This is a genomic window from Spiribacter onubensis (assembly GCF_040838425.1).
In the GTDB taxonomy this organism is placed as follows: domain Bacteria; phylum Pseudomonadota; class Gammaproteobacteria; order Nitrococcales; family Nitrococcaceae; genus Spiribacter; species Spiribacter onubensis.
On sequence record NZ_JBAKFI010000003.1, the window covers coordinates 95,687 to 110,246 of the forward strand.

The window sequence follows — 14,560 nt, forward strand, 5'->3', positions numbered from 1 at the left end:
CAATGGATCCCTCGCCAGTACTACAGGTGGAAGTCTTCGCCCAGATAGACCGCACGCACCTCGCGGTTTTCGAGCACGGCCGTGGCATCGCCCTCCGCGATGACGCGGCCCGCGCTGAGAATGCTGGCCCGGTCTACGAGAGCGAGGGTCTCACGGACGTTATGGTCGGTGATCAGGACACCGATGCCGCGCCCGGAGAGATGCCGCACGATGGATTTGATGTCCCCCACGGAGATCGGATCGACACCGGCAAACGGCTCGTCCAGCAGGATGAAGCGCGGGTTGGCGGCGAGGGCCCGGGCGATCTCCACACGGCGCCGCTCGCCACCGGAGAGGCTGGCGCCGGTCTGATCCCGCAGATGGGCGATGTTGAACTCTTCCATGAGCGCGCTTGCCTGACCCTCGCGTTCGATCCGGGTCAGCTCGCGACGGGTCTCGAGCACGGCGAGCAGGTTGTCGATGACCGACAGGCGCCTGAAGACCGAAGCCTCCTGGGGGAGATAGCCGATCCCCAGGCGTGCCCGGGCATGCATGGGAAGCGACGTGATGTCGGTGCCATCCAGCTGGATCTGACCGCTGTCCGCCCGGATCAGGCCGACGATCATGTAGAAGCTGGTGGTCTTGCCGGCCCCGTTGGGCCCCAGCAGTCCGACGATCTCGCCGCTCTGCAGCGCGATGGAGACATCGTCCACGACCCGACGGCCGCGGTAGGCCTTGCCGAGGCCACTGGCACGGAGTTCGCTGCCGCTCATTGATCCCCTTCCGGTGCCGGCAGCACGCGGACGTTGACCCGCCCGTCTCCGCCTCCGGCGCCTTCAGCGACGGTTCTGTCCTCGGCCGGATAGTGTGTGATGGTCTCCCCGGTGACGGTGTTGTCGCCCTGCCAGAGTCGTGCACCCTCGAGCAGGATCAGCCGTTCCGGTCCGCTGGTGAAATATTCCATGCGTGGGGCTTCAGCATGTCGGGATGACGCATCCGGCAGCGTCTCTCGGTAGGTGGCGGGAACGCCCTCGACGACTACCCTCTGCAACTGACGGTGGGCGTCGACAAAAGCGCGCATCACATCACCGGTGATCCGCAGCGAGCCGCGTGTCAAGACAACATCACCCTTGTAGACGCTCCTGCCCGACGCATCATCGACTTCGGCACTGTCAGCTTCCAGCTCCACCGGTCCACGATCGGGTGAACCCGGCGTCTGAGCATGAGTGACCGCCAGGACGGCGGTGATGGAGATCCATGCGACGTGACAAAGAAGCTTATTTCGAAGCCGCATCGTATCGTCCTCTTGTGTTTTCAAGCAGTTGGATACGCTCTTCGTCCAGCCAGGCGCGTGCTCCGATACCTTCCACGCGGTAGCCAGGGCCGACAAGCGTAACGGCCTGATCTGTTTCCGCATATCGCTCCGGAATCTGTAGATCCAGCCGCTGGGTTTCAAGACGGGTTTCTCCGTCGGGGCCGAGGCGCCTCATGACTACGTCCCCGGTGAGTCGGGCGCGTGTTTCGTCTGCCCAGCTTCGTCCACGGACAGCCTCCCCAAGCCATGGAGGACCAGTCTCGGTCGTTACATGCCACTCTGGCGCATCCAGCTGCCAGAAATCTTCGTTATCGTAAAATCGGGCTGCCGGTGAGCGGATCTGCCATGCGACGCGGCCGTCGATATCTGTTGCGGTAATCTCGATCGCTCGAGCATAGGCTGTGAGTGCTGGTCCTGCTGTTTTGTCTGGCGAGCCCACCTCGTCCTGTTGAATGAACAGTTGCCAGACCAGCAGGTAAGCGATTCCGATTGCTGCAATCGAGATGACGATCCGGCGCACTCAGACCACCCCGGCGCGCAGGAGATCGTGCATGTTGAGCGCACCGGCCAGGCGGTCATCCGGGCCGGTGACCAGCAGCGCGTTGATACTGTGTCGCTCCATGAGCGCCAGTGCCTCGGCGGCCAGCCGATCGCTCTCCACGGTGCGCGGCGCGGCGGTCATCACATCGCGTATCGGCGTCCTGTGCACATCCACCCCCTCGTCCAGCGCCCGGCGCAGATCGCCGTCGGTGAAAATGCCGATGACGCGGTCATCATCGCTGGTGATGGCGGTCATCCCCAGGCCCTTGTGCGTCATCTCCAGCAGGGCTGCGGCCATCGGGGTCTCCGGCCCGACCCGGGGAATGGCCTCTCCGGTGTGCATCAGGTCCTCAATGCGCAAGAGCAGCCGCCGGCCGAGCCGACCGCCCGGATGTGAATGGGCGAAATCCTCGGCGGTAAAGCCACGGGCATCCAGCAGGGCGATGGCCAGCGCATCGCCCATGGCGAGTGCGGCGGTGGTGCTGGCGGTGGGCGCCAGCCCCAGCGGGCAGGCCTCGGCGTCCACGCTGGCATCGAGGTGGACATCGGCGGCCTGGCCGAGGGTTGATTCCGCATTGCCGGTGATGGCGATGAGCGGCAGCCGTCGACGCTTGATGGCCGGCAGCAGGCGGTTGATTTCGTCCGTCTCGCCGGAGTTGGACAGCGCGATCACGATATCGCCCCCGGCGATCATGCCGAGATCGCCATGGCTTGCCTCCCCCGGGTGGACGAAGAACGCCGGCGTGCCGGTACTGGCCAGCGTGGCGGCCAGCTTGCCTGCGATATGCCCGGATTTGCCCATGCCCACCACAACGACATGGCCGCGGCCATCGAGCAGAAGCCGGCAGGCACGGGCGAACGGCTCGCCGATGCGCTGCGCCAGCGCGGTGACGGCGGCGGCTTCGGTGTCGAGCACCGCCCGGCCCAGCCGACAGAAGTCTTTATCCGCAACCATGTGTGCTCCGCTTTCAGCCCTGCATCACGAACAGCATCACCTGATAGGCAATGAACCCGCTGAGCAGGATGCCGCCTTCCAGCCGGCCGAGGCGGCCGCTCTTCCCGACGAAAAAGCCAATGACCGCGATGGCCAGCATGAACAGTGTCATGATGCCGTAGTCGCGGGCCAGACTCACGCCGTTCACGGCGAACGGCGCGATGACGCCGGCGATTCCGAGTACGGCGAGAAGGTTGAAGATGTTGGATCCGACGATATTGCCCACGGCCAGTTCATCCTCGCCGCGGCGGACGCTGGCGATGCCCGCGGCCAGTTCGGGCAGGCTGGTGCCGACCGCGACGATGGTCAGGCCGATCACCAGGTCACTCACGCCGAGCTGGCTGGCGAGTGCCACCGCCGCCCAGACCAGGATGCGCGAGCTGACCAGCAGGACGATCAGCCCCAGGGCAACCCGCAGCATCGCCCGGCCCACCGGCATGTCCTCCGGCAGGGCCGCCGCGATTTCGCGGGCCATGACATCGCTCTCGCCAGCGGGCCGACGCGCCTGGCGGGCCATCCATGCCAACACCGCGACCAGTCCGCCGAGCAGCAGGACGCCGTCGAGACGCGACAGGGCGGCGTCGGCAAGCAGTATGGCGGTGAAGGCAACCACGACCATGAGCAGCGGGAACTCCCGGCGGAGGATGCCCGAGTGCATGGCCAGCGGAGTGACCAGCGCTGTGGTGCCGAGGATCAGTCCGACATTGGCCACGTTCGAGCCGAGGGCGTTGCCCAGCGCCATGCCCGGCGTGCCATCCAGTGCGGCGATGGCCGAGACGAGCATCTCCGGCAGAGAGGTGCCGATACCGACCACGGTCAAACCGATGAGCAGGCTGGAAACGCCCAGGTGGCGGGCGAGGGCCGAGGCGCCCTCGACGAAGAAATCGGCACTCCAGGCCAGCGCGGCAAAACCGACCGCGAGGATGATGAGCAGAACCGGCAGTGACATGGGTGGGATCGGGCCCCGGCGCAAAAAGGCCACGATACCGTATTTGACCGGCTGAATGCCTTGGCGGATACTCGCCGGCGATTGATCGGCCATCCATCAGCGAAGCCATCCGCATGCCAGCAACCCAGTCCACGGGCGAGTCCCGGGCCCTGATTGACATACGCGACCTGTCCTTCAGTCGTGGCGGCCGACCGCTCTTCGACGGCGTGAATCTGACGGTGAACCGGGGCGAAGTGGTGGCCATCATGGGCCCCAGTGGTACCGGAAAGACGACGCTGCTTCGCCTGATCGGCGGTCAGCTGCGGGCGGCTGCCGGCAGTGTCATGGTCGCCGGTGAGGAGGTCGGCGGGCTGTCGCGGCGGGATCTGTATCGGCTGCGGCGACGGATGGGGGTGCTGTTCCAGAGCGGTGCCCTGTTCACCGATCTCACCTGCTATGACAACGTGGCATTCCCGCTGCGTGAGCATACGGAGTTGCCGGAGTCGCTGATCCGCATGGTCGTGCTCATGAAGCTGGAGGCGGTCGGACTGCGGGGTGCCCGCGATCTTTATCCCGCCGAACTCTCCGGGGGCATGGCCCGGCGGGTGTCGCTGGCCCGGGCGCTGGCGCTCGACCCCGAAATCATCCTCTACGATGAGCCGTTCGCCGGCCAGGATCCCATTTCCATGGGTGCACTCATGCAGGTGATCCGCCAGCTCAACGACGCCCTGGGGCTGACCAGCGTGGTGGTTTCCCACGATGTGGATGAAACCCTGAGCATCGCCGATCGGGCCTATGTCATCTCCGAAGGCCAGGTCATCGAATCCGGCACGCCGGAGAGGCTGCGCGACAGCGACAGCCCCTGGGTGCATCAGTTCCTCCATGCCCTGCCGGACGGGCCGGTGCCCTTTCACTATCCCGCCGAGACCATGGCGGACGATCTGCGTCGGGCGCGCTGATGGTCGGGCTGCTGCAGCGGATCGGGGCGTCGACGCTGGCCAGTCTGGGTACGCTGGGACGGGCCACGTTATTCCTCCTCAGAGTGATCCGGGGTCTGGGCGAGCTGGTCCGCCGGCCCCACCTGCTGGTGCAGGAGCTCTACTCGGTGGGCGTGCTGACGCTGGTCATCATCGTCGTCTCCGGCCTGTTCGTCGGGATGGTGCTGGCGCTGCAGGGCTACTACACGCTGGTGGATTTCGGTGCCGAACAGTCCCTCGGCGTGCTGGTGGCGCTGTCGCTGACCCGCGAGCTGGGGCCGGTGGTCACGGCGCTGCTGTTTGCCGGCCGGGCCGGATCCGCACTGACCGCGGAGATCGGCTTGATGAAGGCCACCGAGCAGCTCGCCGGCATGGAAATGATGGCGGTGGATCCGGAGCGCCGCATCATCGCGCCACGCCTGGTGGCGGCGCTGATATCGCTGCCGCTGCTGGCGATGATTTTCATTCTGCTGGGTATCGGCGGGGCCTATGTGGTCGGCACCAGTCTGCTGGGAGTTGACGGTGGCTCGTTCTGGTCGCAGATGCAGGCTCAGGTCAGTTTCACGGATGATGTGCTCAACGGTCTGATCAAAAGCGTCCTGTTCGGTCTCGTGGCCGGCTGGATCGCGGTTTTCAACGGCTATGACTGTCTGCCGACATCCGCCGGTGTCAGCCGGGCGACGACGCGGACGGTTGTGGTGACATCGCTGGTGGTGCTGGGGCTGGATTTCGTGCTCACGGCGCTGATGTTCGACTGACGGAGGTGCGCCAGGTGGAGAATTCGCGGAGTATGGAGATCGTTGTCGGCGCCTTCGTGGCGGCCGGTCTGGCGGCGCTCTTCGTGCTGGCCATGCAGGTCAGCAATATCACGGCCTTTCAGCGCGCCGACGGGTATACCGTAGAGGCCTACTTCCAGAACGTCGGTGGCCTGCGCGACCGCGCCCCGGTGCGGATGGGCGGTGTTCCCATCGGCCGCGTCAGCGGCATCACCCTGGACCCGGCGCGGTTCGAGGCCCGCGTGGAGCTGACCATCGACGCCCGCTACGACGACCTGCCCAGCGATACGGCGGCGAGCATCCGGACCTCGGGGCTGCTGGGCGAGCAGTATGTCTCGCTGCAGCCGGGTGGTATGCCGGATGCGCTGGAGGATGGCGATGAGATCATGCTCACTCAGTCGGCACTGGTCCTGGAAGATCTCGTCAGTCAGTTCCTCTATAACCAGTCCGGTGACGATGGCGACGGCAGCGGGGGCAGTGAGTGAACGGCGGGCGAATCAGCGGCGGGCCCCGCGCCGGGCTGCGGCTGGAGGGTACACTGCGCGCCGCCGATGCGGTGACGCTGCTCGAGGCGCTGCCGATGGCCGATCAGCCGCTGCGCGTGGATCTCTCTGACGTCGAGGCGATCGACAGCGCAGGGCTCGCGCTGCTGCTGGAGTGGCAGCAGCGGCTCGAAAAGGCGGGCGGCTCGCTGGTGGTCGTGTCGCCACCGGCGGCGCTGGTCCGCCTCGCCCGCATCAGCGGGGTTGATACACTGTTGACGATGGAAACCAACGACGCGGGGATGACAGCGGAATGATGGAACCAGAGGCCATTCGGGCCCTGCTGCAGGCCGGGCTCAGGGATGCCGAGGTGGAAGTGATCGGTGACGGCCGGCATTTCCAGGCGCGTATCGTCTCGCCGGACTTTGACGGCCTGCCGTTGCTGCGCCGCCACCGTCTGGTCTATGACCTGCTGCAGTCGCATATCGACAGCGATGTGCTGCATGCGATATCCATGCGTACGCTGACACCGGCGCAGGCCGCCGCCGAGCAGGACTGAGCCGGTGGAGCGACTGCTGATCCGCGGGGGCCGGTCCCTCGAAGGGGATATCCGCATATCCGGTGCCAAGAATGCCGCCCTGCCCATCATGGCAGCGACGCTCCTGGCCGACGGGCCTTCGGTGATCGGCAACATCCCGGATCTTCACGACATCACCACCACCATGGAACTGCTGGGTCGAATGGGCGTGCGGCTGACCGTCGACGAGCGCATGCGTGTGGAGATCGACCCCACCTGCATCGACAATTGCCATGCGCCCTACGAGCTGGTGAAGACAATGCGGGCCTCCATCCTGGTGCTGGGGCCTCTGCTCGCCCGGCATGGCGAGGCGGACGTGTCGCTGCCGGGGGGGTGTGCCATCGGCACCAGACCGGTCAATCTGCATGTCGAAGGGCTGCGCGCCCTGGGGGCGGACATCAGTGTGGCCAACGGCTACATTCGGGCCCGCTGCCGTCGCCTCAAGGGGACGCGTCTGGTGATGGACCTGGTGACCGTCACCGGTACCGAGAACCTGATGATGGCGGCCGTGCTGGCCGAGGGGCAGACGATCATCGAGAACGCCGCCCGCGAACCGGAGGTGGTGGATCTGGCCAACTGTCTGAATGCCATGGGCGCACGCGTCAGCGGGGCGGGCACGGACACCATCACCATCGAGGGTGTCGAGCGCCTGTCCGGCACCCGGTATGAGGTCCTGCCCGACCGTATCGAGACAGGCACCTTCCTGGTGGCGGCGGCCATGACCGGCGGGCGTGTACATCTCAAGAACACCGCGCCTTACCTGCTGGATGCCGTGATCGGCAAGCTGCGCGAGAGCGGTGCAGAGATTACGGTGGGCGAGGACTGGATCGCGCTGGACATGGGCGGCCGTCGACCGCATGCCGTCAATGTGCGGACGGCCCCGTATCCCGCCTATCCCACGGACATGCAGGCGCAGATCTGCGCCCTCAATGCGGTTGCCGAGGGCGTGGGCATGGTGACGGAAACGGTCTTTGAGAATCGCTTCATGCACGTGCTCGAGATCCAGCGCATGGGCGCCGATGTGCGCCTTGAGGGCCATACCGCCATCAGCAACGGCGTTGAGCGGCTCACCGGTGCCCCGGTGATGGCGACCGATCTGCGCGCCTCCGCGAGCCTGGTGCTTGCCGGTCTGGTCAGTGAGGGCGACACGCTGGTCGATCGCATCTACCATATCGACCGCGGTTACGAGTGCATCGAGGAGAAGCTCGCCCAGCTCGGTGCCGACATCCGCCGCATGCCCGGGGAGATCGTCCGAAGCCATGCCTGAGATGCTGACCATCGCGCTGTCCAAGGGGCGCATCCTCGAGCAGACACTGCCGCTCCTCAGCCCGCTCGGTATCGAGCCGCTGGAGGATCCGGAGCGCAGCCGGAACCTCGTGCTGCCCACCACGGATCCCGCCGTGCGCCTGATCATTGTCCGGGCCACTGATGTGCCCACATACGTCGCCGGCGGCGGGGCCGATGTCGGCGTGGCCGGCAAGGACGTATTGATGGAACAGGGCGGGCATGGCCTTTATGAACCCATCGATCTGGGCATCGCCCGTTGCCGGCTCATGGTCGCCGGGCATCCCGATGCCAGCCTGGAGGGGCGACGGCTGCGGGTGGCGACCAAGTTCGTCAACATCACCCGGCGGCATTTCGCCGGCAAGGGTCGGCAGGTGGACCTCATCAAGCTCTACGGCTCCATGGAACTGGCGCCGCTGGTCGGGCTTGCCGATGTCATCGTCGACCTGGTGGATACGGGCAACACCCTTCGCGCGAATGGCCTCGAGCCGCTGGAGCAGATCGCGGATATCAGCTCGCGACTGGTGGTCAACAAGGCATCAATGAAACTCAGACATCGTGAAATCAAGCCCCTGCTCGGCCGCATCGCCGAGGTGGTGGGCCATCGCGACGACAGGTGAGCGGCATGTTGGAGATAGAACGCCTCAGTACCACGCAGCCCGACTTCGGTGACCGGCTCGAGGCCCTCACCGACTGGCATGACGGTGCGACCCATGGCGTCGAAGCGGCGGTCTCGGACATCCTGACCGCGGTCCGTGAGCAGGGTGACGCGGCGCTGCTGCACTACAGCGCGACCCTGGATGGGCTCGCCGTGGAGTCGGTGGCGGCGCTGGAGGTGGAACTGTCGCGTTGCCAGATCGCGCTTGAGGGGCTGGAAGCGGCCGACCGCGAGGCCCTGGAGACGGCAGCGGCGAGGATCCGCGAGTACCACCTCCACCAGCGCCAGAGTGACTGGGAGAAGACCGAGGCGGACGGCACGCGCCTGGGTCAGCAGGTTCGGCCACTGGAACGCGTGGGCATTTATGTGCCCGGCGGCAAGGCCGCCTATCCATCCTCGGTGCTGATGAATGCCATCCCGGCCCATGTCGCCGGCGTGGACGAGATCGTCATGGTCGCGCCCGCCCCCGGCGGCGAGATTGCTCCCATGGTGCTCGCCGCAGCGGCGGTGGCCGGTGTCGATCGGCTGTTCCTGCTGGGCGGCGCCCAGGCGGTGGCCGCGCTTGCCTACGGCACCGAGACCGTGCCGGCGGTCGACAAGATCGTTGGACCCGGCAATGCCTACGTGGCCGAAGCCAAACGCCGGGTCTTCGGCCATGTCGGGATCGATATGGTGGCCGGCCCGTCGGAGATCCTGATCATCTGCGATGGCCAGACCGATCCGGAGTGGATCGCCATGGATCTGTTCTCCCAGGCCGAGCATGACGAGGACGCCCGCGCCCTGCTGGTCTGTCCCGAGGCAAGGTATCTGGATGATGTGCAGGCGGCGATGGAGCGCCTGCTGCCGGATATGGAACGCTCCGAGATCATCCGTGCATCACTGGCGCGGCGCGGCGCGCTGATCTGCGTGCGGGATCTGGCCGAGGCGGCCGAGGTGGCCAATGCCATTGCCCCTGAGCATCTGGAGTTGTCCGTGGTCGAGCCGGAACGCCTGGCCTCGGCCATCCATCACGCTGGTGCCATCTTCCTGGGGCGGTATACGCCGGAGGCGCTCGGCGATTACTGCGCCGGGCCGAGTCACGTGCTGCCCACCTCGCGGACTGCGCGGTTCGCCTCGCCGCTGGGCGTCTACGACTTCTGCAAGACCACCAGCCTGGTGTATTGCACGCCGGAGAGTGCGGGGGTGCTGGGCCCGGTGGCCTCGCGTCTGGCCCGCGCCGAGGGACTGACCGCCCATGCCCGCTCGGCCGAGTATCGCTTCAGCGGTACCGACGAGGGAGGTCGCTAGCGCGCCGGCGGCTGCTGCGGGGCGTCTCCGCCGAGATCGGTGGGGCGCTCGGCCACACGGACCGGCCAGTCACGGGCCTCGCCCTCACGTGCGCCCCTCAGGACGATCCGGGTTTCCGGTCGCCGTTCGGTGATCCGGTTGAGTAGATCCCGCACCGTCCGGATCGGCTGCCCGTCTACGCTCTGTATGGTGTCACCGGCCTTCAGCCCGGCGTTGTCGGCCGGCCCCCCGGGCAGTATGCCCGCTACCCGGACACCGGGTGCGTCCTGCTGCGGGATCACCTGGAGACCGATCCAGCCGCGGATGACCCGTCCGTTTTCGATGATGTCGGTGAAAACCGCCCGGGCCAGGTCGGCGGGAATGGCGAAGCCGATCCCCATGGAACCACCGGACTGACTGAAGATGGCCGTGTTGATGCCGATCACCTCGCCCCGGGCGTTGACCAGCGCCCCGCCGGAGTTGCCCGGATTGATGGCGGCATCGGTCTGAATGAAGTTCTCGAAGGTCGTCAGCCCGAGTTCGCTGCGGCCGACGGCGCTGACAATGCCCTGGGTTACTGTCTGGCCAACGCCGAACGGGTTGCCGATGGCGAAGACCACGTCGCCCACCCGGCTTCCGGCGGAGTGGGCGAGGGTGATGTGAGGCAGATCGTCGCCCTCGACCTGCAACACCGCCAGGTCGGATTCGGGATCGGTCCCCACGAGGCTTGCCGGTGCGGTGCGACCATCGGCAAGCATCACCTGGATCCGGGCGGCGCCGCGGATCACGTGGTGGTTGGTGAGCAGATGCCCCGCGTCGCTGATCAGCACGCCGGATCCGAGCGACGTGTCGAGATCCGGGTGTTCCGTGGGCGCCAGACCGCCGAAGAGATCATCCAGTGCAGGGGCTTCGAGGAACGCGTTGCGCGGATCCGGCGTCCGTGTCGCGGTGTAGATGTTGACCACCGACGGTGCCGCGGCCTCGACCGCGTCCGCGTAGGTGAAGGGCTGGTTCGGCGGTCTCAGCGCGTCGGGCTCCGTGCGCGGCGACTCATCCACGCGCACCACCGGCCGTTGACGCTCGAGCAGCTCCGGCGCCAGCCAGACCACGGCGATGGCCACAACAATCCCTACCAGGGTGTAGCTGATCACGAATCGGGTGAATCGTTGCAGGGCCATCTTCTATACTCGTCGAGGATCGCAGAGACGAGGATACGATGGTACACCGTTGGCAACTGAGTGATTACCTCGATGAACTGCTGTGCCCGGGACGGCTCAGCGATTTCACGCCCAATGGCCTGCAGGTCGAGGGTCGGGCGGAGATCCGGCGGCTGGTCACGGGCGTGACCGCGTCGGCGCGTTTCCTGGCCGAGGCCATCGAGGCGGACGCCGATGCCGTCCTGGTCCATCACGGCTATTTCTGGAAGGGCGAGCCGGCACCGGTCACCGGTATGAAGGCGCATCGACTGCGTCTTCTCCTGCGCAACGACATCAACCTCTTCGCCTATCACCTGCCACTGGATGTGCACCCGGTGTTCGGCAACAACGCTGTGCTGGCGGACTGGCTGGGCATCCATGTCGAGGGGGCCGCGGAGGCGGGGGGCGTGCCGGGGCTCTTATGGCACGGCCAGCTGGCCGAACCGATCGACGCGGATGCCTTCGCTGATCGCCTTGCCACCCGTCTGGGGCGCTGGGTAACGCCCGTGGTGGCCGGCCCTCACCCCGTGAAGCGGGTGGCCTGGTGTAGCGGGGGCGGACAGAAATTCATGGCCGCCGCCGCGGCGCTGCGCGTGGATGCCTATTTCAGCGGTGAGATATCCGAGCCCACGGCCCACGAGGCGCGCGAACTCGGGGTGCATTATTTCGCGGCCGGCCATCATGCCACCGAGCGTGGTGGTGTCCAGGCGCTGGGGGAGCATCTCGCCGCGCACTTCGGTCTGACCCACCAGTTCATCGACGATGCCAATCCGGCTTGAGCTTAACCCTTGATTGAAAGCAAGTTTTGCGTCGTTGAAAACCCCGTCAGACGGGGCTCCTCGCTTGACTGCGGAAGCCGGATGTTGGATTCTACGCGCGTTATGAACACCGTTCATGTGCGGTGTGAGGGGTGGTCAGCGGGTGATTCAGAAAGCCGCCGCGGCCGCCATGATCCGTTACCCATGCAGGGGAATCCAGATGTCCGAGGATGGCGCTAACAAGAGTCGACGCCGCTTTCTCACCGGCGCGGTGTCGGTCGTCGGCGGCGTCGGCGTTGCCTATACGGCAGTGCCCTTTCTCTCCTACTGGAATCCGAGCGCTCGGACCCGAGCAGCCGGTGCACCGGTGGAAGTCGATACCAGCACGATGCAGCCAGGTCAGAAAATCAACCTGACCTGGCGTGGTCAACCGGTGTGGGTGATCCGCCGCTCCGAGGCGGCGCTCGAGAGACTGCCCGAGCTCAATGATCGCCTGCGCGATCCGGACTCCACGGTCGCCTCGCAGCAGCCGCCTTACGCGCAGAACATCTACCGGTCCGTCGACCCGGAGTTCCTGGTGCTCGTGCCGATCTGTACCCATCTGGGCTGCATCCCGTCCTTCATGCCGCAGCCCGGCTCCCTCGATACCAACTGGCCGGGCGGCCTCTTCTGCCCCTGCCATGGTTCGCGTTTTGACCTGGCCGGCCGCGTCTACTCCGGCGTTCCGGCGCCGACCAACCTTGTAGTGCCTCCGTACCGCGTGGCCGATGACGGTCTGATCGTGGTCGGGGAAGATGAGGAGGCTGCCTGATGAGTGATGCCACCACTAAGGCGCAGGGCGGAGTGCTGGGCTGGATCGATGCCCGTTTCCCGCTCACGAAGATGTGGAACGAGCACATCGGCGAGTACTACGCGCCGAGGAATTTCAACATCTGGTACTACTTCGGCTCGCTGGCGCTGTTCGTGCTGGTCAATCAGCTGCTCACCGGCATCTGGCTGACCATGAACTACAACCCGTCCGCGGCGGGTGCTTTCGACTCGATCGAATACATCATGCGCGACGTGGAGTACGGCTGGCTGATCCGCTACATGCACTCGACGGGTGCATCGGCGTTCTTCGTGGTGGTTTACCTGCATATGTTCCGCGCCCTGCTCTACGGCTCCTATCAGAAGCCGCGCGAGCTGATCTGGGTGTTCGGCATGATCATCTACCTGCTGCTCATGGCGGAGGCCTTCATGGGCTACCTGCTGCCCTGGGGCCAGATGTCCTACTGGGGGGCGCAGGTCATCATTTCGCTGTTCGGGGCGATACCCGGCATCGGTGAAGAGCTCGCGCTCTGGATCCGCGGCGACTACAACATCTCCGGTGTCACGCTGAACCGGTTCTTCGCGCTGCATGTGGTGGCGCTGCCGCTCGCGCTGGTGGGCCTGGTGGTGTTTCACATCCTCGCGCTGCACGAGGTGGGCTCCAACAACCCGGACGGCGTCGACATCAAGAAGAACAAGGATCAGAGCGGCAAGCCGAAGGACGGCATCCCGTTCCATCCTTACTACACGGTGAAGGATACCTTTGGGCTGGGTGTCTTCCTGATCTTCTTCTCGGCGGTGGTGTTCTTCGCACCCGAGATGGGCGGGCTGTTCCTTGAGGCGCCGAACTTCGAACCGGCCAACCCGCTGCAGACGCCGGAGCATATCGCGCCGGTCTGGTACTTCACCGCGTTTTACTCGATCCTTCGGGCCATCCCGGACAAGTTCGGCGGTGTGCTGGCGATGGGGCTGGCGATATTCCTGCTCTTCCTGCTGCCCTGGATCGACCGTGGCCGGGTGCGCTCGATCCGCTACCGCGGGCTCGGGCACAAGATCAATCTGGCGCTTTTCGCGGTGGCGTTCGTCTGCCTGAGCTATCTTGGCCTCCGGGCCCCGTCCGAGGTGTACTTCGGCCTGACCGTGACGACCTGGGCCCAGATCTGGACGGTGGTCTATTTCGGGTTCTTCGCGTTCCTGTTCACCTACACCGCCTTCGGATTCGAACGCACCAAGCCCGTGCCGGAGAGGGTGACCGACTGATGAGAAAGCTCGCATTGATCCTGTTCCTCGGTCTGTTCTCCGGTGGCGCGTGGAGTGCCGGTGGCAGCGCGGACCTGATGGACGCCCAGGTCGACGTGTCCAACGAGGCCTCGCTCCAGCGGGGCGCCAACCTGTTCGCCAACAACTGCATGGGCTGCCACTCGGCCAAGTACGTGCGCTGGAACGCGCTGCCCGAGGCGCTCGGTATCCCCATGACCATGGTCGAGGAGTCGCTGGTCTACGGCTCCTACACCCCCGGGGACACCATCAATGCAGCCATGCGCCCGGAGGATGCCGCCGACTGGTTCGGTGCGCCGCCGCCGGATCTGTCGCTGACGGCGCGCTCCCGCGGTGCGGACTGGGTGTATACGTACCTGAACAGCTTCTATCAGGATCCGGACGCCAGCATCGGCTGGAACAACACCCTGCTTGCCAACTCCTCCATGCCGCATGTGCTCTGGCGCCTGCAGGGCGTGCCGGAGGCCCGTTACGAGGAAAGCCACGGTGAGCTGCAGGTGGCTGGGATCCGCGTGCCTGAGGGTCAGCAGGGGATCATGACCGAGGATGAGTACCACCAGGCCACCCGTGACATCACCAATTTCATGGCCTTCATGGCGGAGCCGGTGCGGGCCAAACGCCAGGAAATGGGCGTATGGGTGATCGGCTTTCTGGTCATCTTCACGGTGCTCGCCTGGTTCATGAAGCGTGAGTACTGGAGGGATATCCACTGAGTAGCCAGGCCGAACAGCTGGGCGCATCGTCG

The 14,560-nt window shown here is 65.8% G+C and carries 18 protein-coding genes; 12 read left to right on the top strand and 6 right to left on the bottom strand.

Annotated features, from left to right (window positions below):
* Window positions 1-20 precede the first annotated feature (20 nt).
* From lptB to V6X63_RS06560, 5 genes are read right to left on the bottom strand one after another with little or no spacing between them, the layout of a single operon-like run.
* The gene (lptB, locus tag V6X63_RS06540) at window positions 21-752 is read right to left on the bottom strand and encodes an LPS export ABC transporter ATP-binding protein (protein ID WP_367965969.1); all 732 of its coding nucleotides are present in this window, start codon (window positions 750-752) and stop codon (window positions 21-23) included.
* A complete protein-coding gene (lptA, locus tag V6X63_RS06545; protein WP_367978453.1) occupies window positions 749-1,273 on the bottom strand; it encodes a lipopolysaccharide transport periplasmic protein LptA in 525 nt (174 codons plus the stop codon). Before lptA ends, lptB begins: the two co-directional genes overlap by 4 nt.
* Window positions 1,257-1,814 (bottom strand): LPS export ABC transporter periplasmic protein LptC, encoded by a 558-nt coding sequence (gene lptC, locus V6X63_RS06550; RefSeq protein ID WP_367965971.1) that lies wholly within the window; start codon window positions 1,812-1,814, stop codon window positions 1,257-1,259. The genes lptA and lptC overlap by 17 nt, the downstream gene beginning before the upstream one ends.
* Window positions 1,815-2,789: a KpsF/GutQ family sugar-phosphate isomerase gene (locus V6X63_RS06555; RefSeq protein WP_367965972.1), complete on the bottom strand. Its 975-nt coding sequence runs from the start codon at window positions 2,787-2,789 to the stop codon at window positions 1,815-1,817.
* A gap of 13 nt (window positions 2,790-2,802) precedes the next feature.
* Window positions 2,803-3,870 (bottom strand): calcium/sodium antiporter, encoded by a 1,068-nt coding sequence (locus V6X63_RS06560; RefSeq protein ID WP_367978454.1) that lies wholly within the window; start codon window positions 3,868-3,870, stop codon window positions 2,803-2,805.
* A 20-nt stretch (window positions 3,871-3,890) separates the two neighbouring features.
* Between V6X63_RS06560 and V6X63_RS06565 the strand changes: the two genes are divergently transcribed.
* The 8 genes from V6X63_RS06565 to hisD are packed head-to-tail and all read left to right on the top strand — an operon-like array spanning window position 3,891 to window position 9,797.
* Window positions 3,891-4,715: an ABC transporter ATP-binding protein gene (locus V6X63_RS06565; RefSeq protein ID WP_367965974.1), complete on the top strand. Its 825-nt coding sequence runs from the start codon at window positions 3,891-3,893 to the stop codon at window positions 4,713-4,715.
* Complete coding sequence (gene mlaE / locus V6X63_RS06570) at window positions 4,715-5,491, top strand: lipid asymmetry maintenance ABC transporter permease subunit MlaE (RefSeq protein ID WP_367965975.1); 777 nt, start codon at window positions 4,715-4,717, stop codon at window positions 5,489-5,491. The genes V6X63_RS06565 and mlaE overlap by 1 nt, the downstream gene beginning before the upstream one ends.
* Before the next feature lie 32 nt (window positions 5,492-5,523).
* Window positions 5,524-5,994, top strand: a complete 471-nt coding sequence (mlaD, locus tag V6X63_RS06575; RefSeq protein ID WP_367965976.1) for an outer membrane lipid asymmetry maintenance protein MlaD — start codon at window positions 5,524-5,526, stop codon at window positions 5,992-5,994.
* The gene (locus V6X63_RS06580; RefSeq protein ID WP_367965977.1) at window positions 5,991-6,308 is read left to right on the top strand and encodes an STAS domain-containing protein; all 318 of its coding nucleotides are present in this window, start codon (window positions 5,991-5,993) and stop codon (window positions 6,306-6,308) included. Before mlaD ends, V6X63_RS06580 begins: the two co-directional genes overlap by 4 nt.
* On the top strand, window positions 6,305-6,550 hold the full coding sequence (locus V6X63_RS06585) for a BolA family protein (RefSeq protein ID WP_367965978.1): 246 nt from the start codon (window positions 6,305-6,307) through the stop codon (window positions 6,548-6,550). The genes V6X63_RS06580 and V6X63_RS06585 overlap by 4 nt, the downstream gene beginning before the upstream one ends.
* A gap of 4 nt (window positions 6,551-6,554) precedes the next feature.
* Complete coding sequence (murA, locus tag V6X63_RS06590) at window positions 6,555-7,835, top strand: UDP-N-acetylglucosamine 1-carboxyvinyltransferase (RefSeq protein WP_367965979.1); 1,281 nt, start codon at window positions 6,555-6,557, stop codon at window positions 7,833-7,835.
* The gene (hisG, locus tag V6X63_RS06595) at window positions 7,828-8,472 is read left to right on the top strand and encodes an ATP phosphoribosyltransferase (protein WP_367965980.1); all 645 of its coding nucleotides are present in this window, start codon (window positions 7,828-7,830) and stop codon (window positions 8,470-8,472) included. Before murA ends, hisG begins: the two co-directional genes overlap by 8 nt.
* A gap of 5 nt (window positions 8,473-8,477) precedes the next feature.
* Window positions 8,478-9,797 (top strand): histidinol dehydrogenase, encoded by a 1,320-nt coding sequence (hisD, locus tag V6X63_RS06600; RefSeq protein WP_367965981.1) that lies wholly within the window; start codon window positions 8,478-8,480, stop codon window positions 9,795-9,797.
* Here the strand turns inward: hisD and V6X63_RS06605 are convergent.
* Complete coding sequence (locus V6X63_RS06605; protein ID WP_367965982.1) at window positions 9,794-10,954, bottom strand: S1C family serine protease; 1,161 nt, start codon at window positions 10,952-10,954, stop codon at window positions 9,794-9,796. The two genes, hisD and V6X63_RS06605, sit on opposite strands and share 4 nt — an antisense overlap.
* A 38-nt stretch (window positions 10,955-10,992) precedes the next feature.
* Here V6X63_RS06605 and V6X63_RS06610 point away from each other — a divergent pair, with 38 nt between their 5' ends.
* The 4 genes from V6X63_RS06610 (at window position 10,993) to V6X63_RS06625 (ending at window position 14,528) form a co-directional block, all read left to right on the top strand.
* Entirely contained in the window at window positions 10,993-11,751 is a 759-nt protein-coding gene (locus tag V6X63_RS06610; RefSeq protein WP_367965983.1) for a Nif3-like dinuclear metal center hexameric protein, read from the top strand.
* Window positions 11,752-11,950: 199 nt separating this feature from the next.
* Window positions 11,951-12,541 carry a ubiquinol-cytochrome c reductase iron-sulfur subunit gene (gene petA, locus V6X63_RS06615; protein WP_367965984.1) on the top strand — a complete coding sequence of 197 codons (591 nt, stop codon included), beginning with the start codon at window positions 11,951-11,953 and terminating at the stop codon, window positions 12,539-12,541.
* The gene (locus tag V6X63_RS06620; RefSeq protein ID WP_367965985.1) at window positions 12,541-13,797 is read left to right on the top strand and encodes a cytochrome b; all 1,257 of its coding nucleotides are present in this window, start codon (window positions 12,541-12,543) and stop codon (window positions 13,795-13,797) included. Before petA ends, V6X63_RS06620 begins: the two co-directional genes overlap by 1 nt.
* Complete coding sequence (locus V6X63_RS06625) at window positions 13,797-14,528, top strand: cytochrome c1 (protein WP_367965986.1); 732 nt, start codon at window positions 13,797-13,799, stop codon at window positions 14,526-14,528. Before V6X63_RS06620 ends, V6X63_RS06625 begins: the two co-directional genes overlap by 1 nt.
* The last annotated feature ends 32 nt before the right edge of the window (window positions 14,529-14,560 follow it).